The organism is Lentzea sp. NBRC 105346 (genome assembly GCF_030269605.1).
GTDB lineage: Bacteria > Actinomycetota > Actinomycetes > Mycobacteriales > Pseudonocardiaceae > Lentzea.
Window position 1 is genome coordinate 177,531 of the sequence record NZ_BSTQ01000020.1, and the last position, 22,879, is coordinate 200,409.

Annotated in this window: 19 protein-coding genes, 1 tRNA gene and 1 pseudogene; 15 read left to right on the forward strand and 6 right to left on the reverse strand. The window is 64.3% G+C overall.

Features of this window, described 5'->3' with window-relative positions:
- The first annotated feature begins 54 nt into the window (after positions 1-54).
- The 3 genes from QSK35_RS35515 to QSK35_RS35525 all read left to right on the forward strand — a co-directional run bounded on the left by QSK35_RS35515 (position 55) and on the right by QSK35_RS35525 (position 2,554).
- Positions 55-1,110, forward strand: a complete 1,056-nt coding sequence (locus QSK35_RS35515) for a LacI family DNA-binding transcriptional regulator (RefSeq protein ID WP_285752080.1) — start codon at positions 55-57, stop codon at positions 1,108-1,110.
- A gap of 127 nt (positions 1,111-1,237) precedes the next feature.
- A tRNA-Arg gene (locus QSK35_RS35520) sits at positions 1,238-1,313 on the forward strand.
- A gap of 845 nt (positions 1,314-2,158) precedes the next feature.
- Positions 2,159-2,554, forward strand: a complete 396-nt coding sequence (locus QSK35_RS35525; protein WP_285752081.1) for a hypothetical protein — start codon at positions 2,159-2,161, stop codon at positions 2,552-2,554.
- A gap of 282 nt (positions 2,555-2,836) precedes the next feature.
- Here QSK35_RS35525 and QSK35_RS35530 read toward each other — a convergent pair whose 3' ends face one another.
- On the reverse strand, positions 2,837-3,448 hold the full coding sequence (locus QSK35_RS35530; RefSeq protein ID WP_285752082.1) for a hypothetical protein: 612 nt from the start codon (positions 3,446-3,448) through the stop codon (positions 2,837-2,839).
- Positions 3,445-5,091: a DUF6119 family protein gene (locus QSK35_RS35535; RefSeq protein ID WP_285752083.1), complete on the reverse strand. Its 1,647-nt coding sequence runs from the start codon at positions 5,089-5,091 to the stop codon at positions 3,445-3,447. The genes QSK35_RS35530 and QSK35_RS35535 overlap by 4 nt, the downstream gene beginning before the upstream one ends.
- Positions 5,092-5,287: 196 nt before the next feature.
- Between QSK35_RS35535 and QSK35_RS35540 the strand changes: the two genes are divergently transcribed.
- The 7 genes and pseudogenes from QSK35_RS35540 (at position 5,288) to QSK35_RS35565 (ending at position 15,453) form a co-directional block, all read left to right on the forward strand.
- Entirely contained in the window at positions 5,288-7,369 is a 2,082-nt protein-coding gene (locus QSK35_RS35540) for a hypothetical protein (RefSeq protein WP_285752084.1), read from the forward strand.
- A gap of 87 nt (positions 7,370-7,456) precedes the next feature.
- A complete protein-coding gene (locus tag QSK35_RS35545; RefSeq protein ID WP_285752085.1) occupies positions 7,457-9,037 on the forward strand; it encodes a class I SAM-dependent DNA methyltransferase in 1,581 nt (526 codons plus the stop codon).
- Positions 9,030-9,275, forward strand: a pseudogene (locus QSK35_RS42785) (hypothetical protein); the annotation flags it as partial. The gene QSK35_RS35545 and the pseudogene QSK35_RS42785, both read left to right, overlap by 8 nt.
- Before the next feature lie 201 nt (positions 9,276-9,476).
- The gene (locus QSK35_RS35550) at positions 9,477-10,388 is read left to right on the forward strand and encodes a restriction endonuclease subunit S (protein ID WP_285752086.1); all 912 of its coding nucleotides are present in this window, start codon (positions 9,477-9,479) and stop codon (positions 10,386-10,388) included.
- On the forward strand, positions 10,385-13,603 hold the full coding sequence (locus tag QSK35_RS35555; RefSeq protein ID WP_285752087.1) for a type I restriction endonuclease subunit R: 3,219 nt from the start codon (positions 10,385-10,387) through the stop codon (positions 13,601-13,603). Before QSK35_RS35550 ends, QSK35_RS35555 begins: the two co-directional genes overlap by 4 nt.
- Before the next feature lie 888 nt (positions 13,604-14,491).
- Positions 14,492-15,193: a hypothetical protein gene (locus QSK35_RS35560; protein ID WP_285752088.1), complete on the forward strand. Its 702-nt coding sequence runs from the start codon at positions 14,492-14,494 to the stop codon at positions 15,191-15,193.
- Positions 15,190-15,453, forward strand: a complete 264-nt coding sequence (locus QSK35_RS35565) for a WhiB family transcriptional regulator (protein ID WP_285752089.1) — start codon at positions 15,190-15,192, stop codon at positions 15,451-15,453. The genes QSK35_RS35560 and QSK35_RS35565 overlap by 4 nt, the downstream gene beginning before the upstream one ends.
- Before the next feature lie 414 nt (positions 15,454-15,867).
- On the opposite strand, the gene QSK35_RS35570 is transcribed toward QSK35_RS35565, so the two are convergent.
- Both QSK35_RS35570 and QSK35_RS35575 read right to left on the reverse strand, forming a co-directional pair.
- On the reverse strand, positions 15,868-16,908 hold the full coding sequence (locus QSK35_RS35570) for a fatty acid desaturase family protein (RefSeq protein ID WP_285752090.1): 1,041 nt from the start codon (positions 16,906-16,908) through the stop codon (positions 15,868-15,870).
- A 41-nt stretch (positions 16,909-16,949) separates the two neighbouring features.
- A complete protein-coding gene (locus QSK35_RS35575) occupies positions 16,950-18,110 on the reverse strand; it encodes an AI-2E family transporter (RefSeq protein WP_285752091.1) in 1,161 nt (386 codons plus the stop codon).
- 903 nt (positions 18,111-19,013) lie between these two features.
- On the opposite strand from QSK35_RS35575, the gene QSK35_RS35580 reads away from it, so the two are divergent.
- The 3 genes from QSK35_RS35580 (at position 19,014) to QSK35_RS35590 (ending at position 20,107) form a co-directional block, all read left to right on the forward strand.
- Positions 19,014-19,370, forward strand: coding sequence for an HPF/RaiA family ribosome-associated protein (locus tag QSK35_RS35580; protein WP_285752092.1), 357 nt, complete (start codon positions 19,014-19,016; stop codon positions 19,368-19,370).
- Between the two features lie 132 nt (positions 19,371-19,502).
- On the forward strand, positions 19,503-19,673 hold the full coding sequence (locus QSK35_RS35585; RefSeq protein ID WP_285752093.1) for a hypothetical protein: 171 nt from the start codon (positions 19,503-19,505) through the stop codon (positions 19,671-19,673).
- 50 nt (positions 19,674-19,723) lie between these two features.
- On the forward strand, positions 19,724-20,107 hold the full coding sequence (locus QSK35_RS35590) for an HPF/RaiA family ribosome-associated protein (protein WP_285752094.1): 384 nt from the start codon (positions 19,724-19,726) through the stop codon (positions 20,105-20,107).
- A 98-nt stretch (positions 20,108-20,205) separates the two neighbouring features.
- Here QSK35_RS35590 and QSK35_RS35595 read toward each other — a convergent pair whose 3' ends face one another.
- Positions 20,206-20,688 carry a transglutaminase-like domain-containing protein gene (locus tag QSK35_RS35595; RefSeq protein ID WP_285752095.1) on the reverse strand — a complete coding sequence of 161 codons (483 nt, stop codon included), beginning with the start codon at positions 20,686-20,688 and terminating at the stop codon, positions 20,206-20,208.
- Between the two features lie 6 nt (positions 20,689-20,694).
- Here QSK35_RS35595 and QSK35_RS35600 point away from each other — a divergent pair, with 6 nt between their 5' ends.
- Together QSK35_RS35600 and QSK35_RS35605 are read left to right on the forward strand one after the other, a co-directional pair.
- Positions 20,695-21,360 (forward strand): hypothetical protein, encoded by a 666-nt coding sequence (locus QSK35_RS35600; RefSeq protein WP_285752096.1) that lies wholly within the window; start codon positions 20,695-20,697, stop codon positions 21,358-21,360.
- A gap of 178 nt (positions 21,361-21,538) precedes the next feature.
- Positions 21,539-22,618 (forward strand): fatty acid desaturase family protein, encoded by a 1,080-nt coding sequence (locus QSK35_RS35605; protein WP_285752097.1) that lies wholly within the window; start codon positions 21,539-21,541, stop codon positions 22,616-22,618.
- Here the strand turns inward: QSK35_RS35605 and QSK35_RS35610 are convergent.
- Positions 22,538-22,858 carry a glycoside hydrolase family 130 protein gene (locus QSK35_RS35610; RefSeq protein WP_285752098.1) on the reverse strand — a complete coding sequence of 107 codons (321 nt, stop codon included), beginning with the start codon at positions 22,856-22,858 and terminating at the stop codon, positions 22,538-22,540. The two genes, QSK35_RS35605 and QSK35_RS35610, sit on opposite strands and share 81 nt — an antisense overlap.
- Positions 22,859-22,879: the final 21 nt, after the last annotated feature.

A 22,879-nucleotide genomic window follows, 5' to 3' on the forward strand; every position in this document is an offset into this window, starting at 1 on the left:
GCATCCAGACTGACTGAAGCGCTTCAGTTCCGTCCAGTCTTTTAAGGTGTGTCCGTGGACTCGGATCGACCGCGCAGGCCGACGCTGGACACCGTCGCCTCCGCAGTCGGGGTGTCTCGCGCGACGGTCTCGAACGCCTACAACCGGCCCGACCAGCTGTCGGCGTCGCTGCGTACGCGCATCCTGGAGACCGCACGCTCCCTGGGTTACGCCGGCCCGGACCCGGTGGCCCGCAGCCTGGCGACCCGCCAGAACCTGGCCGTCGGCGTGATGCTGCCGCAGTCGCTGTCCGGCGCGTTCTCCGATCCGGCGCTGTCGATCGTGCTCGACGGCCTGTCGTCCATGCTCGACGACCACAGCCTGGTACTGATGCCCGGCGGCCCCAGTCCCTCGATGGTGGCCCGAGCCCAGGCCGACGTGCTGGTCGCCTACTCCCTGCCGTCGGCCGCGGCCGCCTTCGACGCGGTCGGCCCGCGCGGCCTGGTGGTGATCGACCAACCCGTGCTGCCAGGCGTTCCCCGAGTGTTCATCGACGACTACGCCGGTGCCCGTTCGGCGGCGGCCCACCTGCTCGCTTTGGGCCACAGGCGGTTCGGCATCCTGACGTTCGCGCTTCACCCGGACGGGTTCCGAGGACCGGCTCTCGGTTTGCGCCGTTCGGACATCCCCTTCCGCGTCAGCCACGACCGCCTCACCGGCTACCTCGACACTTTGGAGAATGGCGGTGTCACACCGGAGAATGTCCCGGTGTGGGAGGCGAGCGGCAGTGACCGCGAACTCGGACGCGAAGGGGCGCGGTGGATGTTGACCCGCAGCCCCCGCCCGAGCGCCTTGCTGTGCGCGTCGGACCAGCTGGCGTTCGGCGCCCTGCAGGCCGCACGTGATCTCGGCCTGTCGGTACCGGGCGATCTGTCCGTCGTCGGCTTCGACGACGTCCCGGAAGCCTCGGTGTCCGACCCACCGTTGACTACTGTGCGTCAACCCCTGGCCGAGAAGGGCCGTCTTGCGGGCCGTTTGGCCCTGACGTTACTGGCAGGTGCCAGACCGCCGCGCCCAGCGCGGCTCGACGTTTCCCTCGTCTCGAGAGCGTCGTGCGCCCCTAAGAAGTGATACGCGTCACGTTTAGACCGTTTTGATCACTCTTTTGGGCGCAGGCCGGAAACGGTCGATCGACTCCGGACGATGTGTCCGATGGAGGGGGCACCACCGCTACGGCGTGTGGTCACCAACTCCGCAAGCCTCCGTAGCTCAGTGGAGAGAGCGAGGGACTTCTAATCCCGAGGTCGCAGGTTCGAATCCTGCCGGGGGCACCAAAGACGAAGGCGATTCGTGTTCGCGGAATGCGCGGACCGGGTCGCCTTTGGGTGTTTTCTGGGGGCCGAGCCCCCAGACCCCAGCCGGGGGCAAGCCCCCGGACCCCGTAGGTGGCCGGGACCGTCTGCATGTTGCTCCGGCGGGGGCAAGCCCCTGGACCCCATCCAGGGTCGGGACCGTCCGTACGCGGCCCCTACCGATGTAGCGATGGCCGGCCAGTCAGTCGTGTAGCGATTTCGGGTGCGCGGGTTCTTCTGCGGCAACACGAGTTGTCGGGTGGCGACGTTCGCCGAGCAGGTCGATGACCTGACCGCTAGGCATGCTCGCCGAACCTCGTCGCGCCGCACGGTGTTGGAGCACATCTGGCTAGCGCTGACCCGCCGGGCAGAGTCGCGTTTAGCAGCCAAGCTGGGGCTCGCGGCGAGCCGGGGCACGTTGCTGCGGCTAGTGCACGCGTTGCCAGATCCCGAGATGGGGACGGTAAAGGTGTTCGGTGTCGACGACTCGCGATCGCGCGTGGCCGCAACTACGCGACGTGCCATTCGACGCGGTCACCCATCGCCGTGTCGATGTGCTCCCCAGCCGTAGAGCCACCACCCCGACCACGTGGCTGCGTGAGCACGCGGGGAGTAGTCCGCTGGGACGGCTCGGCCACCTACACCGAGGCGATCCGCCAGGCCGCCCGCAAGCGGTGCAGGTGTGACACGCCGCCGTAACGTCCGCATAGATCGCCAAGGTCCAAGTTGTCCGCGTGTTCTGCCAGCTGGCATCAGCGATTCGACACTGGGGTAGCCACCGCAACTCAGAGATGCTACATTTCCCTCACAAGAGAAGGAGGAGTACGGTGAGGTCGATCCACCTGCCCGATCACGACTACGAGCGCGTCGCCCTCCTGGCCCGCGCTTGGGAGATCTCGGAAGGAGAGGTTGTGCGACGTCTTCTCGACAGGTTCCTTCAACCACCCCCGCCGGCTGCGACTGGCGATGCTTCGGCCGCCGACACGGTAGCCATATATGCAGACTACGAAGGGCAACACATCGAAGCGATCTTTCACCGCGCCACGAAACGCGTAGACATCACCGACGGCGTGCTTGCCGGCCGCTCGTTCAAGAGCCCGAGCGGCGCAGCAATCGGAGTCGTACGGGCGCTCAACCCGAACGTGCACCCCAACCGCAATGGCTGGTCGTTCTGGTTCCTCAAGGCGAACGGCGAAGCACTCCAAAGCATGAGGCATGAGTAGCAAATCGTAGTACCTCCGCACGGCGAGGGCCCTGGATGTCACTAGCACCCAGGGCCCTCGTCATGCATTCAACACCAGCTCGTGCAATCACGCCGAGATCACCGCCATCGCAGCCAACGACGCTCACGGGGATGATCGCCGACGCCTACGAACTCACCCACCAGTGCCCGTGCCTGCGACGTCCCGGACGTACACCGGTCCGGCTACTCGTACGGCGTCGGCGTCGACTGGCACGCGAGGCCTCCGAATTCCTGAGGGGCCAAGGACTTCGGCGCCACATCGTCATCGGCTCACCGAGTACCAGATCGCCCAAGCTCGGTTCACCTCGTCCAGCAGAACTGCAAGCTTGGGGAACTCGTCATCGAGCATGTCCCAGTCGCAACTAAGTGCACCATCCACCAACGCGGTCCACGCATGTACGAAGTGCTCGATGGCCTGTTGGACGTGGTTCACATACGCGGTAACGTGCCGAACTTGCCTCGCACTGCGCTGAGCCTCAATCTCTGCCTGCTCATCCGGCATGCGCCGCACGAACGGGGACGACAGGGGAACTGGGCCGCGATCGGGATCCAACACCCCGACGCCTCGGTGGTGGAGTCCGACGGTGCTGAGAAGCAGGCTCTCGAACTCACTCCGCTCAGCGCTTCCCGCTAGATCCCTGAAGTCCTGGACGACCAGTTCAAGATCGCCCCCACGGTCCGAAGTCAGCCGCGCGGCGAGCCATCTCGCCTGGTCCGCGACGTGCCTGAGCCGGGCGGTGCGCGTCTCCCACTCTGTGATCAACGTGTTGGTGTCGTCCTGCACCTCTTCATCAGACTGCGAAGCCTCGTCTTCCTGCTCCTGTTCTGGAGACATCCAATGGTTCCCTTCGAGGTCGACACGCGTGTCGATCATTGTGCCCGGCTAGGGATGTTGACGACGGCAACCTCGATGCCGGAGTTCCGAAGAGCCATCACCGCCTGCAGCAACGAAACCTGAGCGAAGGTGAACAGGTTGTCCACAGTGAGCGGCTTGCCGCTCTTGAGGGAAATGGCGTAGACGACCTTCTTCGGCATGAAGTCGTCTCCGACCAGGTGTTGGGGATTCTGCCCGCGCACCTTTGCGAGAAGCTTGCGTCGCGCGTCGCCGTCCAACCTCAGCGCATCTGCCGACACCCTCCCCTGCGCGAAGAGGTGGTTGAGCGGTGCAGTGGACTCGGCGCGCTTCACGTGGACGAGCTCGTTGCCCGAGCCGAAGAGATCACAAGCCTCAAAGCCGTGCGGATGCAGCTCGGACTTGATGAGGGCCCGATCCAGACACACGAATCCATGCTTGGCGGCCTCCTCGTTGTACGCCTTCTCATCCACGAGATCCGCGGTCCAGTCGATCAGTGACGGCCCGGTGGAGCCCTTCAGCAGTTCGTCGACCTGACTTCGGATTGTTTCCAGGTGACGATCACCAACTTCGTACCAGCGGCCCTCGTGGTAGAAGAAGTGGCTGGTTCCGAGCGAGACTTCCGCGGCCAGCCACTTGTTGGCCGGAATCCTTGGACTCGCGACGTTCTCACCATCGACGTCCCGGCACATCTGGATGTAGCCATCGGTGAGCGCAGGCAGACGCTCACCCTCAGGCATGCGCCGCGTCTTCGCCAGAATGTGCTCAAGGTCCAGCTCCCGAACGGACTCCCGTCGTGAGCCTGCCTTGAGCCAGAACGACATCGCACCATCCTCTTCGTCCAGGAGAGTCGTGGGCACAGTCACCGCGATGCTGCCGCGCGTCGGGTCTACGAGCAGCAAGTCGAGACGACGGTCGAGCTCACGCCTGCGCTCGTCCTGGGGCTTCAGCGGACGAACCCTCGAGATGGCGTCGAACTCGGGCGCCGGTGACTGAGTGGTCGCGATGCGATTGATTTCGGCGAGATCCGCAAGGAAGTCGTCGGGCTCCGAACCGAGATGGATCTTGAGGGCGTCGGTACCTGAGATCTGCACCGACTGCTTCCGCCCCTTGCTCAGCGTGAGTGAGGTCTCGCCCAGCTTGCCCGCGAGCCTGCTGACGACCTCTCCGTACTCCTCGATACCGAATCCGTGGATGTGCTGGTCCTGGGCAGCGGACTTCCGGTCGGTGCGCCCACGCGCGTCCATCATGCTGTGGGTTACTTGGCGAACAGCATCGGGTTTGAGAACCCGCAGCGCGAAGCCGAACCCGAAGCCGGACACCACGCGGGACTGATCAAGCAATAGGTGTCCCATGCCGTACGCGACGGCGAACACCGTGGTCTCGATCGGTACAACAAGGACGCCCGCCGCCGTCTTGTTCTCCACCGCCGGGCACGCTTCGGTGAGGCGGCAAACAGCATCGGCCCACTCCGGCGGACGATCCCGGCCGATCACGCCGGCGTACAAGAGCGCTGGGGTGGTACCGACGAGCACGTCCTGAACCTCGAAATCGTGGTCTCGCTCGTACTTGAGGTTCAGCGCGTCGCGCAGCGGCGCCTTGGCCGACAGATCGTCCTGCAGCAGGTAGACCGTGCTCCGCCGCGTAGCCGGCTTGGTCGTCATGGGCTCTCTCCTTGCATCCGTTCGTGGTGTGCAAGGAGCAGGTTGCCCGAACATGGGCAGCAGACCGCCGAATCTGCTGATATCCCCTGTTATCAATGTCCGCGCTCGCGATATGCTGCCGCCCTGAATAGAGTCGAACTCGCTGTAGTTCAAGACCGAAGGGGGCGAAACGATGCGATCGACCCCTGATTCCCCCATGGTCACGCTCTCCGAGATCGCCTCCATGGCGCAGGTCAAGCGCCCTGTCGTCTCGACTTGGCGGCGGCGGCACGTGGACTTCCCGGCGCCCGTCCGACTGGATAGCGACCTGCGTTTTCACGGCCACGAGGTGGTGGACTGGCTGGTCACCAGAGGACTGGGCAATGCGGACGCAACCCAGCTTCGAGCTGAGCTCGCCCTGCACAGCATCGCGACACACTCGGCCCGATTCGGCGCGCGAACGGTCATCGAAGTCGTCAGCAGCTTGCTGTGCTTGCGCCACCTTGACGAGATGCCCTTGCTTCCAAACGGCCTCCGAGGTGGTCCGACGGATCCGGAAGAAACCTGGAGGACGCTGCGTCAACGGGGCGAACGAATGGACCCGGATGACGAACTTCTGCTTCGCGAACTGCGCTCCACCGAGGGTTCTGCCCTAGCGCTTGCGGGCCTTGCTGACGACCTGGTCGAAGCCGCGTACACCGACGCGGGTGCGTTTGAGTGGCTGCTGACATCACGTGCTCGCCTCTCTGTGCCCGAGCTTGCCGCCGACGCGCTCACGCCGGAGCTGCGGCCCCTACTCGCCCAGCTAGTCGATTCGCAGTTGGCGGGCGAACACAGGGGACCCCTCACGGTCGCGGATCCCCATGCCCGCGGAGGGGACCTGCTGGCAGCGTTAGTTCGTGCGATCGACGATCAGACTCAGATCCGTGTGCTCGCCGCAGAACCTGAGGAGTGGCTCGCCCGGCTCACCCGCCGCCGCCTGCTGATCGGTGGCGTCGACGAACTGAACCTCGATGTGCAGATCGGCACCGAACTCGAGGAACGGCTGGCGGCCCCGGATGTGATCGTCACCCGACTCCCCTATCAGGCCGGGGAACGCCGTTCAAAGCTGACTGTGCTGGAGGAGATCGAGAAGATCGGCGATTTGCTCGGCCCTGGCTGCACCGCCATCGTCATCGGTCCCGCTGACGCCCTTGTCGACGCGCTGCCCGGCACCGACGAGGCCCGGCTGCGGTCTGACCTGCTCCGCAGCGGCATCCTCGAGACCGTCGTCAACCTGCCCGGCGGCATGAGCCCATATCGGCCTGGCTATCGCAGCGCCCTTTGGGTACTAACTCGAGAGCCAACTGCTCCCACTCGCGGTTACGTACTGGTCTCCGACATCGGCTCCCAGCCGTTCGACGAACGGGTACGAACCCGGCTGGCCGAGGACATCGTGTTGTGGCGCACCGAAGGATTCCGCCGCGACGGGCACGATCCACGCTATGGCCGCATAGTCCCAGTCGCGCAGCTTGACATCACGTTCGGCCACGCGCTCATCCCACCGGGGCCACCACCCTCCGCGCTCCTGGCCCAAACGGTGATGGAGCGGCCCGCTTTGATCGCCGAAGCGGAAGGTCGGCTCGAACAGGCCGACTTGAAGGCAAGACGACATGTCGATGAGCATGGTCACCTGCGTGGAAAGGTCGTCCGGCGTGTAGCCGAACAACCCTCGATGGCCACTATCGGTTCACTCATCGCGTTAGGGCGCCTGGAGAAGATCAAGGGTAACCGTCTCGATCCTCAGCACATCGGCTCCGAGGGCCATCACAAGGTGCTCGGCCCCGAGGAGGTGCGCGGTGACAGCCCGTTCGGTGCGCGACGTATTGACCGTGTTGTCCTGGCAGGGATGTACGAACGCGCCGGCCTTACCGAGCCTGGCGACATCGTCTATACGACGACGCCTCACTTCGGCGCGGAGGTCGACCACGACGGCTTCTCGGTCGTCGCCTTCCCGGCTCGGGTGCTCCGCGTCAACCCGTATGCGGTGCGCCCGCTGACGCCACGCGTCCTTGCCGCGCTGCTCAACGCGGCCAGAAACACCGGCCGCAGCCCCAGCGCGGTTCGCGCGGCGCAGCGACTGGAAGACTTCGTGATCCCAGATCTGGACCCGGCGGAGGTCAAACGTTTCGACGGCTTGCTCGCAGAGATCGAGCAACGACAGGAACTCCTGCGTACGCAAGACGAAGCGCTCGCTGAAGTCCGCAGCCTGACCATCGCCGGCATTGCAGACGGCACCCTGACCATCGACCGCCCGTAGTTGTGCCCCGACCACACGGAACCTAGAGGAAGAGGAACGATGCCTCCGCGTAAGCGAGCTGGCAACGGCCAAGGCGAACTGCCTGGCATGTCCAGCACGAAGGAGATCCAGGACATCCTGTGGAAGGCCGCGGACAAGCTACGTGGCTCCATGGACGCCGCCCAGTACAAGGAGTTCGTCCTCAGCCTGGTCTTCCTCAAATACGTCTCCGACGCGTTCGCCGAACGACGCGCCCAGATCGCCGAGAGTCTGACCGACATCCCCGAGCAACGCCGCGAGGCGTTCCTCGACGACCGGGACGAGTACGTCAGCGAGAACGTCTTCTGGGTTCCGCCAACTGCCCGCTGGAAGTACATCGCCGACAACGCGGCAAGCGCGGAAGGCGGCGTCGGCAAGCTCCTTGACGATGGCTTGGACGAGGTGATGAAGGCCAACCCGTCCCTCACTGGCGTTCTCGTCAAGATCTTCAACAGGGACAACGTCGACAAGAAGCGCCTCAAGGAACTCGTTGACCTCATCAGCGATGCGCGCTTCGCCGGTCACGGTGATCGCCCGGCCCAGGACGTTCTCGGAGAGGTCTACGAGTACTTCCTGGAGCGGTTTGCCCGCGCTGAGGGCAAGCGCGCCGGCGAGTTCTACACACCCGCAAGCGTGGTGCGGCTGCTGGTGGAGGTCCTCGAACCGTACGAGGGCCGGGTGTACGACCCGTGCTGCGGTTCAGGTGGCATGTTCGTGCAGGCGGGCAAGTTCGTCACCGCGCACGCCGGTCGCGACCACAGCCACGACATCGCGGTGTATGGGCAGGAAGCCAACGAGCGCACGTGGCGCCTGGCGAAGATGAACCTCGCCATCCACGGCATGGATCCCAAGGGCGTCGGTGACCGCTGGGCCGACACCTTCGACGATGACAAGTTGCCGGACCTCAAGGCCGACTTCGTCATGGCCAATCCGCCGTTCAACATGTCCGACTGGGCGCGGAAGGCCGACGACAAGCGGTGGCGCTTCGGCACGCCTCCGCAGTCCAACGCCAACTACGCCTGGTTGCAGCACATTGTTTCCAAGCTTGGTGAGCGCGGTAGCGCTGGCGTCGTATTGTCTAACGGTTCGATGTCCTCCAAGCAGTCTGGCGAGGGCGAGATCCGCGCAGCCCTGGTCGAGGCCGACCTGGTGGCGTGCATGGTGGCACTCCCCTCCAACCTGTTCCGCACCACTGCGATTCCCGCTTGTCTGTGGTTCCTCACGAAGGACAAGACCCCTCAAGGTGCCAAAGCACTCGCCGACCGTCGAGGTGAGGTGCTTTTCATCGACGCCCGAAGCCTAGGCAAAATGGTCGACCGCACCGAACGAATTTTGACCGACGAGGACCTTGCGAAGATCGCCGACACGTACCACGCGTGGCGCGGCACAAAGTCCGCCAAAACCAAGCGCATCAGCTACCAAGACGTGCCAGGGTTTTGCTACTCCGCAAGGATGGAGGAGATTGCGAAACATGACCATGTGCTCACACCTGGCCGGTACGTAGGCGCAACGGAGGTCAACGAAGATCTAGACTCCGAGCCAGTCGAGGAGCGCATCGCGCGGCTAACCAAGGAACTCTTCGAGCAACTCGATGAGTCAGTCCGACTCGACGCCATTGTTCGCGATCAGCTGGGGAGGATCAATGGCTAGGGTCGAGACGCAGACAGGTGGACGCGCCGCGACGACCGGCGTAATTGCGGGCCGCTGGGCACTAAGCGTAGGAAACCCAGGTACACCGACCGCGTCCGGATTTACATGGGTTCAACTCTCAGAGATTGCCAGGCTTGAAAGTGGGCACACGCCTAGCCGCAGAAGGCCCGAATACTGGGACGGAGATATCCCATGGGTCGGCATTCGAGACGCAACAGCAAACCATGGGCGCACAATAACTTCAACAACGCAGTCAATTACCAAAGAGGGTCTCGCCAACTCATCTGCAAGACTACTTCCAACTAACACCGTATGTTTGTCACGCACAGCCTCGGTCGGCTATGTCGTAACCATTGGCACCCCTATGGCAACAAGCCAGGATTTTGTCAATTGGATCTGCGGACCTCAGATATCACATAAATACCTACACTACATCCTCATGTCCGAACAGGATTCCGTTCGACGGTTCGCACACGGAACCACCCACCAGACGGTCTATTACCCAGAAGCAAAGGCCTTCCATGTCTGCATCCCCGAACGCACTGAACAGGATGCCACAGTAGCCCTACTCGGCGCACTGGACGACAAGATCGAGAACAATAAAGCTATCGCCAGCATTGCCAACAAACTCGCTCGAACGAAGATGGTGAAATTGTGGCAAGATCATAATCTTGGCTCACTTACCAAGGAATCGCCAATCCTTCCACCAGGCTGGACGCGAACAACCCTAGGCGCCCTATGCGCCACAGGTGGTGGCGGAATTCAGACCGGACCATTTGGCAGCCAGCTACATGCTTCTGACTACGTTGAGTCTGGCACCCCAAGCGTGATGCCTCAGAACATCGGCGACAACATAATCACCGAAGACGGCATAGCGCGCGTATCTCTTCACGACATCAATCGCCTTTCGAAATACCTCCTGCAGGAGGGGGATATTGTGTACTCGCGCCGAGGCGATGTTAAACGGCGATCATTGGTCCGACCACATGAATCTGGATGGCTCTGCGGAACAGGATGCCTTCGAGTGCGGACAGGGGCGTCAGTAGAACCACTATTCATGAGCCACTACCTGGGAGAGCCAGAGGTTCAAGAATGGATTCTTCAGCGGGCCATTGGAGCGACCATGCCGAATCTTAACACGTCCATTATGAGTGAACTTCCCGTAACGCTGCCGCCTCGCGAGGTCAGGCAACGATTCACCGATGAGCTATCGGCTGTCGATGCGCGGGCCACACACGGGCTCCACGAGAATCGGATCCTTGTCGATCTTCGCGACACACTGCTCCCACAGCTCATGTCTGGCAAGCTGCGTATCCGGGATGCAGAGCGGATCGTTGAGGACGCCGTATGAACACCAGCGACGGCAGAATGACTGAGGCTGTTTGGGAGCACGACGCTTTAGACGAGCTCTGTGAGCTTGCCTGGGTGGTGAAGGCTGGCAAGGACATCGCCCCCGGCTCCGGCGGCCGGGCAACATGGGACGACCTGATCCTCCATGACGAACTCTGCGCCGCGATCGAGCGGCTCAACCCTGCACTGCCGCCGAATGCAGTTCGGGAAGCGCTGAACATCGCCACAACACCGAGGTCCCGTGAAGCGCTGCCGGAGAACAAGCAGGCCCACGAGTACCTGACATCCGGCATTCACGCCGTCACCTACACCGACGAGTTCGGGGCGGAGCACACTCCCACGATCCGTCTAGTAGACCTGCGCCGGCCGGAGGCGAACACATACCATGCTGTCAACCAGGTCACAGTTGTCGACGGCGACCACGCGCGGCGATTCGACATCGTGCTCTACGTCAACGGCCTGCCGCTCGCCGTCATCGAGTTGAAGAGTGCGGCCGACGAGCACGCCACTCTCAAGGATGCGCACGCGCAGCTGTGTACCTACAAGGACGAGTTCCCCATCGCGTTCCGCTACAACGTACTGTGCCTGATCTCGGACGGGATCACCGCCAAGTACGGCACGCCGTTCACACCCTACGAGCACTTTGCGCCATGGAACGTCGACGACGATGGAAAGCGCATTGATACCAACGCACCGGACCACGACGGTGTCGAGGCATTGTTCCTTGCGCTACATGGACTTTTCACCCACCACAGGTTCTTGTCCCTGGCCGAGAACTTCGTCAACTTCATCCCGGCTGGAAAGCGCATCGCCAAGCCTCACCAGTACCACGCGGTATTGAAAGCTGTCGCCGCGATTGTCGAGGCATCTCGCACCACCGGTCAGGCGGGTGTGGTCTGGCACACTCAAGGCTCCGGCAAGTCGGAAGAGATGGTGTGCGTGTGCGCGCTCGCCGCGAAGCACCCGGCGCTCAACAACCCCACCATCGTTGTGGTCACTGACAGGAACGATCTCGACGATCAGTTGCACTCCACCTTCAAAGACAGCGAGACGCTGCTTGGCCAGACTCCGACCAAGGTAGACACACGAGAAGATCTCCGCCGGGAGCTGATGAACCGCCGGACCGGCGGCATTATCTTCACGACGTTGCAGAAGTTCGGGCGTACCAAGGAGGAACGGGAAGCCGGCGCGGACCACCCGCTGCTCTCCGATCGGCGCAACATCCTCGTCATCGTCGATGAAGCGCACCGCAGTCACTACGACAGCCTGGACGGCTACGCCCGTCATCTGCGCGACGCCTTGCCGTACGCCACGCTCCTCGCGTTCACCGGAACTCCGCTGACGAAAGCCGATGCCAACACGCGTGAGGTTTTCGGTGCGGGCAAAGACTACATCGACGTCTACGACCTCAAGCGCGCCGTCGACGACGAAGCCACCGTGCGCGTGTATCACGAGCCGCGCCTCATTCCGGTCTCGTTGCCTCCGGACGTCGATCCCGACACCATCGACGAACAGGCCGACGCCCTGACGGCCGACATGGACGACGCTGAGCGCCGCCGGGCCATGCGCTACGCGATCCAGATGAGCAACGTGTATGGCGCACCCGATCGGATTGAGACTCTGGCCAAAGACCTTGTCGCCCACTGGGAACAACGCTCCAAGCTGATGCGCCCGCAAATCGGCGGGCCGGGCAAGGCGATGATCGTCTGCGTCAGTCGCGAAGTCTGTGTCAAGGTCTTCGACGCCCTCGCCAAGGAACTGCCGTCCGAGTGGGTGAACGACTCCGTGGACAAGGGCAAGATGAAGATCGTCTTCCACGGTGATCCAAGCGACCCTGCACACCTGCGGAAGCACGCCTTGCGACCGTCGCAGCACAAGACGGTTCAGGGCCGCGCCAGAAATTCGGAGGATGAACTAGAGCTGCTCATCGTCCACTCGATGTTGCTCACAGGGTACGACGCCCCACCGATCCACACTCTCTACATGGACCGGCCCATGCAGGGCGCGAACCTCATGCAGGCCTTGGCGAGGGTCAACCGCCGGTTCCGCGGCAAGCAGGACGGCCTACTCGTCGGCTACGCGCCGCTGACCGAGAACCTCAAGAAGGCCCTCGTCGAGTACACCCCGAGCGATCAGGAGGATCAGACGCTCGGCCGCGACGTCGAACGCGCCATCACCGAGGTTCGCAACGAGCACAGCGTAATTTGCGGTCAGCTCGCCGGGGTCGACTGGCGGTCACTGCTCGCCGACACGTCCAACCCCAAGTCGCGCATCCGCGCTCTGCGTCTCGTTGCCAACTATCTGCGGGACCCGCGTACTCCAGGCAATCAGATCGAAGCCGGCGCGAAGACGCTCGCCAATCGCTTCCGCGAGAGTGCCACCCGCTTGGAGCGGTTCCATCGGCTGTGTGCGATGAGCCGGGACATCTCGGAACGCTTCAGCGACCTGGACAACTGGCGTCGCGACATCGCCTTCTTTGTCGAGGTGCGAGCATGGATGGTCAAGCTTGACGCCGCGGATCGGGAGGCGAGCGGCAAGCCGGTAGCCGCCGAGGTCAACCTGTACCTGTCGCAGCTGGCGGCCTCTGTCGTCGACGCCGAGGAGATCACGGATCTGTACGCCGAGGCTGGTATTGGACGCCTTGACCTCGCCCGACTCAATGAGGAAGCCCTGCGCAAGCTTCAAGCCTCGGAAACACCCCACCTGGCTGCTGAAGCCCTGCGTCGCCTCATCGAGCAGAAGATGCGGGAGGTGACCAAGCACAACATCGTTCGCAGGGAGAGCTTCGCCGAACGTCTCGAGGACCTCATGATCCGCTACATGAGGGAGCAGCTCACCAGCGCTGAAATGATCGCCGAGTTGGTCGCCATGGCGAAGGAGGTTTCCGCGGACGCTCGGCGCGGCGAACGGTTCGATCCACCGCTCAACCACGCCGAGTTGGCGTTCTACGACGCCGTCGCGCATCAGGGCATGGCACAAGCTCTGATGGGAGACGACGTACTCGCAGACATAGCACGCGCATTGGTCGCGGACATTCGCAAGAACCTCAGCATCGACTGGCTCTCCCGCGAACCGGTGCGCGCCAAGCTGCGCACCCGTATCCGTCGCCTGCTGGCCAAGTTCGACTACCCACCCGACGAGGAGCGTGAGGCGGTCGACCTGGTCATCAAACAGATGGAGACGTTCGCCAACGAGTGGGCGCCAGAGGCGCCATAGGGGTCGCAGACGCCGCTCCCGTCTGCGACCGTGTCCGGTTCCCGCGCGCACGACCGACCACAGGTGTGCGGCGTAAGGCCCGGCGGCTGACGTGGTCACAGAAACGATGCACACTGACGAGCCGGCGAGGTCGACGCCGTTGAGCGAGTCAAGCAAGCGGTGTGGTGGCCTCCGCTGCACCACGACTGCGCCCACCGAAACGAGGCAACCCATCAGACTCAGCCCGACCGCGGCGCCTGGCCGGCCGATGGTCAGGGCAAGGAACGCCGAGATACCGAAGCCGACCACGAACCAGAGCAGTCCGGCTGCGCGCGATGCAGCGTGCGCGCGGTGGTAAGTCGAGCTTTCCTCCTCAAGCGGCCGTGGCTTGCTTCGCGTTCGACGGGTGCGACTCCGCAGATGACAGCAGCTCCTTGCTCGATCAGGTACGCCACGCTGAGTACCTCTTCGGTGCGTGGCCATGCGACGTGGCCTGGACTGGACACATCGCGTCAGACCTGACCCCACGATCGTGGTCCTTGCGAGCGCGCGGGTTTATGTCTGTGGATGCACGCTCGGTCCAGCGATCGCGGTGGCACCGTCCGGCAGCAAGGGAATCGCCTTCTCCAAGGGACACAAGCTGTTTCGGAGTCCCTCGATACCAGGCAGGGCAGGGCAAACGTGATCTGACCTCGACAGACCATCTGAGGCAGCGACGAAACGGCTCGGCCAAAGGCCCTTCCCGGTCGTGCGAGCGGCTAAACACTTGAGCGACAACAAGGACGACACGCCATCCGTTCCGGTGAATCCTTGTCATCGAGCGCCGTTGAGGGCGGTTAGGAGGTGGAATGTACCCGTCCCCCTGAAAGGTCTTTCCCGATGACCTCGTTCTCCCCTTCACACCTGGATGTGATCGAGCGGCGGTTCGTGGCGATGACGACTGGCCCGAACCCGTTGACGCTTGACTGCGCGACGCTCGGTTGCGGCCTGCCTGTGGAAGTAATGCCGTTGGACCAGGTCCGGGTGCTGTTGCTCAAGCGGCGTACGAGTTGGGTGACCAAGAACGCGGTGTGGCAGGAGTTGGTCAAGCGGGCTCACGCGACGCCGGAGCCGTGGACCACGGTGGCGGCGGGAATGATGATTCCTGGGCTCAAGCACATCGCGGGCAAACTCGGCGATCGTTTCCCCGGTGACCGCAGCGATCTCGACTCCGAGATCCTCGAGGGATTCCTGCAAGCACTCGACGTCGCGGACGCGCGGGCCCAGAAGATCTATGCGCAGCTCTATTGGGCTGCGTTCCGTCGCGGCCACGAAACATGCAACCGCGAGATGCGGCTGGCGATCTCTCGCTCGGAACTCACCGAGAGCATCAGCGACCTCCGCCCCACCGGTGGACATCCAGACCTCGTCCTCGCCGAGGCGATGCTCTCCGGTGTGGTCACACCGCAGGAAGCTGACCTCGTCTCCGATGTGATGATCGATCACGACGATCGCTCCACCGCAGCAAAGCGGCTCGGCTTGAGCCGCCACCAGGTGGCGTGCCAGCTCAACAGCGCCTCGCGGCACCTCGTCGACTATCTGCTCAGCGGATCGTCCCGACCGGCAGCATGACCGTGGTTGCCGTACTGCGCGCTCCACGTTGGCATGCACACGCCGCGTGTCGAAACACAGCCGACCGCGCCGGCTGGATTGACGCCGAACCGGACAGCAACAGCTCGATCATGTGCAAGGAGGTCTGTCGCACCTGTCCAGTACGCCTGACCTGCGCTCTTACCGCACTGGTCCACGGCGAACGAGAAGGAGTGTGGGGCGGCATGGACAAGGCTGATCGCACAGCTCTGATGATCATCGGCCGCGACAAGGTCGCCTGATCTCATCAACGGCGGGCGGCTCCGCCTGGTATCAGCAGATTCGAGTGGTACTTCGATCAAGTGACAGGCGGTGTTCGACCACCAGTTGTCCACTCACTGAACCGCTGATCGAAGCTGTTCCCATCTGTTGTGTGCCCTGCCGGGGGCACCAGATCGATCAAGCGTTTGTGCACGTCAGTCCTGTTCCCCTGCTGAGAGCCATCAAGGCAGACAGGCAGAAAACCGCAGGTCAGAACGGTGTTGTATGTGCCCTCTGGGGGCACATACAACACTGAGGCACTACCCCGGCCTCCAGAGCATCCCAACGCCGTCGTGGTGCGAAGGACCATCGGCGTCAACACGAGTGCCCACCGGTTGAGTCAACCGGTGGGCACTGCTGTCCAGTTCGCCTGGTCAGCAATTCGGGCTGGCGGTTCATCGTGCCGGGTGGCGTAGCGGTGCCCCGGCGTCGTGCAGGTGGCGGAGTACCTGGACGTAGGAGCGGCGCAGCGTGGTTTTGCTGTAGGGGATGCCGTGCCGGAGGCAGAAGTTCTCGATGAGGGGTTGTGCGCGCCGCAGGTTGGGACGGGGCATGTGCGGGTAGAGGTGGTGCTCGATCTGGTGGTTGAGGCCGCCGAGCAGGGCGTCGACCCACCGTCCGCCGGTGACGTTGCGGGAGGTCAGCACCTGCTTGTGGAGATGGTCGAGGCGCTGACCGTTGGCGATGATGGGCATGCCCTTGTGGTTGGGTGCGAACGAGCAGCCCAGATAGATGCCCATCAGGCCCTGGTGCACAGCGATGAACAGGACTGCCTTCACCGGTGACAGCACGAGGAACACGGCCGTCAGGTAGGCGGCCACCGGCAGGATCTGGAAAGCTGCTTCCCTCCACGGGTTGCGCAGTTCGTTGCGGCACAACGCGACCAGTCCGGAGATGCGCAGCACGACTGCCTCGGCGAGCAGCAGTGGAAAGAACAGGAACGCCTGGTGTTTGGTGATCCAGCTGTACAGCCCGCGTTTCTGGGTGGCCTGTGCGCGGCTGAACGCGAGGGCGTGGATCTCGATGTCGGGGTCGTGGTCCTCGTGGTTGGGGTTGGCGTGGTGGCGGTTGTGCTTGGCGACCCACCACTGGTAGCTGATGCCGGTGAGGCTGCCGTGCAGGTGCCCGACGACGTTGTTGTGGCGGTGGCTGTGGAAGATCTGCCGGTGTCCCGCGTCATGGCCGATGAACGCCAGTTGTGTTGAGGCCACGGCCAGGACGGCTGCCGTGAGCATTTGCCACCAGGAGTCGCCCAGCATCGCGAACGTCACGGCGATCGCGCCGAGCAGCAGCGCGTTGACCGCCATCCGCAGGAGGTAGTAGCCGCGTCGGCGGTTCAGCAGGCCGGCAGCCCTGAGTTCCTTGGTGAGGCGGGCGAAGTCGCTGCCGCGAGGGCGGTCAGCCGTGTCTGTCAGGACGTCGTGCGTTGAGGTCATGTACCTGCTCCGGGGGTGGCCGCGGTGAGCCGTTGTGGGTTTCACTTCTCGGCTTCGGTGTCCAGGCCGGGTTCGTCCGGGCCGGACTCCTCGGGTTGGCTGGTGTGCACGTCGGCGGGTGACACGTGTTCGTCGGCCTCGCTGCGCAGGGAGCGGATCGCGGAGTTGAGCACCGCCAGCAGGGGAACGGCGAGCAGTGCGCCTGCGATGCCTGCGACGAGCAGGCCTGCTGCGATGGCCAGCACCACGGCGAGCGGGTGCAGCTTCACCGCGCGTCCGAGCAGGAACGGTTGCAGGATGTGGCTTTCCAGCTGGTTCACCGCGATGACGATGCTCAGGACGATCACCGCGGTCAGAGGGCCGTTCGCGACGAGTGCGATGAGGACGGCGACGGCACCGGCCACCACCGCGCCGAAGATGGGGACGAACGCGCAGATGAACACCAGCGCCGCCAGCGGAACCGCCAGGGGTACGCGCAGCACGGCCAGTCCGATGCCGATGCCGATCGCGTCCACCACCGCGACGGCTCCGGTGGCGCGGACGTAGCTGACCAGTGCGGCAAGGCTGCGCCGGCCCGCGACGTCGACCCGCCTGCGGGGTCCGTCGGGAACGACGCGGATGAGGAACTGCCAGATCCGGGGACCGTCGTAGAGGAGGAACGCGAGCGCGAACAGCACCAGCAGCATCTCGGCGAGGGTCTCGCCGACTGTCGCGGCGGTGGTGATGGCGCCCGTCGTGATGCCGGACTGGTTGTCCTGCAACGTTTTCACGATCCGGTCGGCGAAGTCGCGCAGCTGCGTCTCGCTCAGCTGCAGCGGGCCGTCGACGAGCCAGGCGGAGATCGCGTCGATGCTGCGGGCCAGTTGCGCTGCCAGGTCCGGAATGCCGTTGACGAAGGTCACCACGACGAACGTCAGCATCCCGCCGAGCACGAGCAGCCCGCCCACCAGCACCAGCGCGGTGGCGAGACCTCGGGGAACCCGGTGCGCCACCAGGAAACCGACGGCCGGTGCGAGCAGGGCGGCCAGCAGCAGCGCGATCGCAAGCGGCACGACGAGTGCCGCCAACTTGCCGAAGATGACACCGACGACGTAGAGCGCCGCGACCACGACGAGAAAGCGCCAGCTCAGCGCTGCGCTGACCCGCAGCACAGCGGGAATCAGGCTTCGTTCGGGCGGCACGTCACCGCGGTCGGTGCTCACCAACGCCTCCAGTGTCGATTTCCGACGCCGGGGTCTGGGGTCATCGGTGAGTCGGCAGGTGGCTGCCTGTCTCTGCTCGGATTTCCCTGCCGCGCCGGGCGCAAACCCGGCTGGGGCAGTAGGCGCTCGCGAACCACTCACTGCTCGGTCAGAGTGTCCTGAACCAGCTTGAGCCTGCGCTCGTACAGGGACACGAAAGTCGATGCTGTCATCTCTTCTCACTCTCTCTGGGCCGTGGTACTCGGGTCTGGAGGGCCGTCGAAGTGAACAGGTCCTCGACGGGGTCGGTGTTGTCGCGGTGTGCGGCGCGCATCATCGCTTCATGTCCACGGTGTGGGCCGGCTTGGTCCAGAACCCGTCGAGCCGGACCCGGATGCCGTTGGCGGCGGGACGATGGATTGGTGAGTGGCCGGCGTCATGCCGGACTCCAGTCTCGGCCGGAGAAAACGGCCGGTTCAGGTTTCGCCGAGTACAGCCTGAGCTTGACCGCTCAGGTGCGAGATGTTCTCGACAAAATCAACCATACACCGTTCCACTTGCGATCGACTGAAACGTCTCGCGTTGTTCGTGTCGTCGGTGGGCACCTGCGAAGCTTCAGTCGCGACACCACCGATCGATCCGTTCTCCCTGCTAGATGCCCTGTGACGGGTCCGATGCGGGACGGCGCTGTGTCGCTGGGTGGCCGGAGGGTTGCCATCGCCGGATTCTCATGTGAATTTCAGGTGATAGTGCGCGCGGGTGATATAGAGTATGCGAAAGAGATTATTTCGACGTTTTCAGGTTTGCGGCTGAGGCCAGCTTCCAGCTCGTTCGTCGGGCAGTCGGTTCGCCTTGGTCATGAGGAGAGATTTCAGTGAGCACCGTCAGCGACAGCGCATGAACGCAACTCCCCAAGATGCTTCAGTGATCGCACAGCGACTGCACCTCGCCGCCGGCTTCCACTCGTCCGAACGCGACTGGGTCGTGGATCGCCTGGCCGCGCTCGGTTCCCGTCTGCGGTCATACCGCGACGACGAGATCGAACTGGAGATCAGCCTCAAGGACCGCAAGGGCGCCGAGCAGCGCGTCATGCTGCAGTGCTGGATCAACCACAACCATCGCCTGCACCTCGTCGCCACCTCGTCCCAGCGGGAGCTTCCCGCGGCGCTCAACGAGGTCCGCGACGAACTGATCCGTCAGGTCGGCGAGACCAAGACCCGCACCGAGCCGCGCAGCAACCGCGCGCTGCGGTCCGTCCCGACACCGCCCGAGCTCGGCTAGCGGCACAGGCGCCGGGGTGCCAGCCACTGCCGATCCATAATGGACGATACGGAAGAAGCAGCATGTCGTGAGGTGGCGAGGTCGTCATCGCGAACTTCGGCTTCAGCACGGGACGCGAAGAAAGTCGGAACCATGATGAACCAGAACGTGTCGCGCCCCGAAACGGTGGACGAGCTGTTCAGTCACCCCGAAGAACACCACTCACTCGCAAAACCCGGTTCCCCCGACGAGCAGCTGTCCTGCGCGAACCTGTTCCTCGAACCTGTGCAGGCACCGCGAAAGGACAGCCTGAACCACCGGTAAGTCATTGACCGGCAACAGCAGCGCACACTCCACAAAGGATTGGCAAGCGCATGCCCGACACTCGTGAAGGCGCGGAAGCCGTCGCCCAGCGCCTACACCTCGCCACCGGATTTCTCTCATCCGAACGCGGCTGGGTCTCGGAACGCCTGGCCGCGCTCGGCCGGAGGTTGCGGTCATTCCGCAACGGCGAGGTCGATCTGGAAATCAGCCTGAAGGACCGTCAGGGCGCGAACCAGCGAGTCACCCTGGAATGCTGGATCAACTGCCGGCCTCGCCTGCACTTCGTCGCCACGTCCTCGTCGCGCGATCTGCCCGCGGCGCTGGGCGAGGTTCGCAACGAGCTGATCCGGCAGGTCGACGAGGCCGAGACGCGCACTGATCCACGCAGCAACCGCACACTGAGGTTGGTGCCCGGACTACCCGACGGCGACTAGGACCACGTGGCCGGCACGGATGCTCAGACGGTTGACGTCCAGACGTGCTGAGCGGGGCGGCGCAGACACCCTGCGGCCGGCTGTGCCTTCAAGCCTCGTCACCGCCAGGCCGGGGCGCAGTCCTCCTCCGCGTGGACGACCATCGACTCCAGCCGCGGACCGCCGAACGTGGTGGCCATCGCGACATCGGCGGCGTCTCTGCCGCGGCCGATGACCACACGACCCTTGCGGGGCGCGTTGTTACGCGGGTCGAACGTCCACCAGCGGTCACCCAGCCAGACTTCCATCCACGCCGCGAAGTCCATCGGTGCCCCGTCCGGCGACACGCCAGATCGGGCAGGTAGCCGAAGACGTACCGGGCGGGGATGTTGAGGCGCGCGGCAGAAGGAGATCGCCAGGTGTGCGAAGTCTCGGCAGACCCCGATGCCGGTGGCGTTGACGTCCGCGGCGGTGGACAGCGCGGTGGACTGCGGCCCGTCCCCGCACCGCTCGAACTCGGCCAGAGGCGTGCTGGCGCGTGGTGCGGCTGTGTGCGGAGTAGCGTTGGAATCATCGATGGACCTGCAGGCGTAGAAGAACACCCCGCGATGGGTTCTGCTCGGGTCAGCGGGAGGATCCTGGCGGGCGCCGCCGTGATGTCGGCCGTTCTCGTGCTGCTCGCGGCAGTCCTGGCGATAGTGCTCGGTGTCTCAGAGGCCGGCGGGGCGCTGCTGGGTGTTCTCGGGTGGCTGGTCGCATTGGCGGCGCGACTGCCGGTGCTCGGCTCCGCTCGCAGGCTTCGAGATCCTGAACGCAGCCGCGCGATCCTCGCGGCAACCTCAGCGGTCACGGACGAAGGCGTCCGGCTCGCGCTCGTGCTGGTCGTCGTCAGTGGATCCGCTTCCGCGCTCTGGGCGGGCTTTGGTTGGGCGCTGGCAGAACTCGTTTTCGTCGTCGCCACGCGGCTGGCGCAGTTCAGGTGGCCCATCGGACGCGAAGCGGCGGAACAGCTGAGGTCGCAGGGTGGGTTCATCAGCACCCATCCCGCACATAGTGGTGTCCGTGGCATCACGGCGACCTCGTTCCACCTCGGCGCCACGCTGCTGCTGGCCGCAGGACTGTGGTGGGTGTTGGTCACCGCTTCCGCACACGCCGCGGTGAACCTGGTGTGCGCCCGATGGGCTCGCCGGCGACTGGTATCAGTCGAACTCTTCAGCGCGGTGGTGAGCGCGGCCTTGTTGGCCGCCGGACTGGCAGCTGCTGACTTGCCCTGAATGTGCGAGAACGCACAACTGCCTCGCGAGACAGTTCCTTTGAGGCAAAGAAGAACTGTTCACCTCCAGGAAACCCGCGCAACCGGTACCTACGGTTACGTAGGCGTAGGTTGAAGGCGTCCAGGCCTGTGTGCCGGCAGCGGTCGGCGCGGTCGAGATCGACCCGTAGGAGCAGCGCATGACGACGACCGAGCGGCTGACCGAGTGCGACATCGACGAGTTCGGCCTTGAGCTGGACCGGATCCGTGACGAGGTGATAGCCGCCCGAGGTGAGGACGACGCGCGGTACATCCGGCGGGTGATCGCCGTTCAGAGGGGCTTGGAGGCAGGCGGGCGGGCACTGCTGTTCGTGTCGATCCTGCCGCCGGCCTGGCTCGCGGGCACAGCGGTGCTGGCCACCGCCAAGATCCTCGAGAACATGGAAATCGGCCACAACGTGTTGCACGGTCAGTGGGACTGGATGTGCGACCCCAAGATCCACTCCACCACCTGGGAGTGGGACTTCGCGACCCCGGCGAAGGCGTGGCAGCACTCGCACAACTTCGTGCATCACACCTACACCAACGTGCTCGGCAAGGATCGCGACATCGGCTACAGCGCGCTGCGCATCCACCCGGAGCAGCCGTGGCATCCCGTCTACCTCGCGCAGCCGTTCTACAACGTGGCGCTCGCGATGCTCTTCGAGTGGGGTATCACGATCTACGACGTCGAGCTCGAACGGGCCTGGCGGGGCGAGAAGAGCTGGCGCGAGGCGCTGACCCAGTTGCGCGGTGTCCTCGGCAAGGCCGGCCGTCAGGTGATCAAGGACTACGTCGCGTTCCCGCTGCTGTCGGGCCCGTCGTTCCTGCCGACGTTGCTCGCGAACCTGACGGCGAACACGATCCGCAACGTGTGGACGCACATGATCATCTTCTGCGGTCACTTCCCTGATGGCACAGTGGTTTTCACCGAGGACCAGCTCGACGGCGAGAGCCGCGGCGAGTGGTACCTGCGTCAGCTGGCGGGGTCGGCGAACATCGACGGCGGCGCGTTGTTCCACCTCATGACCGGCAACCTCAGTCACCAGATCGAGCATCACCTGTTCCCGGACCTGCCGAGCAACCGGTACGCCGAGATCGCGCCGCGGGTGCGCGCGCTCTGCGAACGCTTCGGCCTGCCGTACACCACCGGGCCGCTGCTACGGCAGACCGCCAGCGTGTGGAAGCGCGTGCTGAGGCTGGCTTTCCCCGGTCAGGGCGGCGATCAGGCCACGCAGTGACGTGGTCGCCAGGCCGATCGAGGCGTCGCTCGCGCCGTAGGGGATCACCAGCGTGTCGTCGTGCAGCAGGACGCCGCAGGAGTAGACGACGTTGGGCACGTAGCCGTCGCGTTCGGTGGCGGTGGGCAGCAGCAGCGGTTCGGGCAGGGTCGCCAGCACCGCCCCCGCAAGACCGGGACTGGCGGACCCGAGCAGTTCGAGGAGTTCTGCGGCAGCAGCCCGGCCGTCAACGGAACCCACGTCCACTTCCAGGCTGGTCGA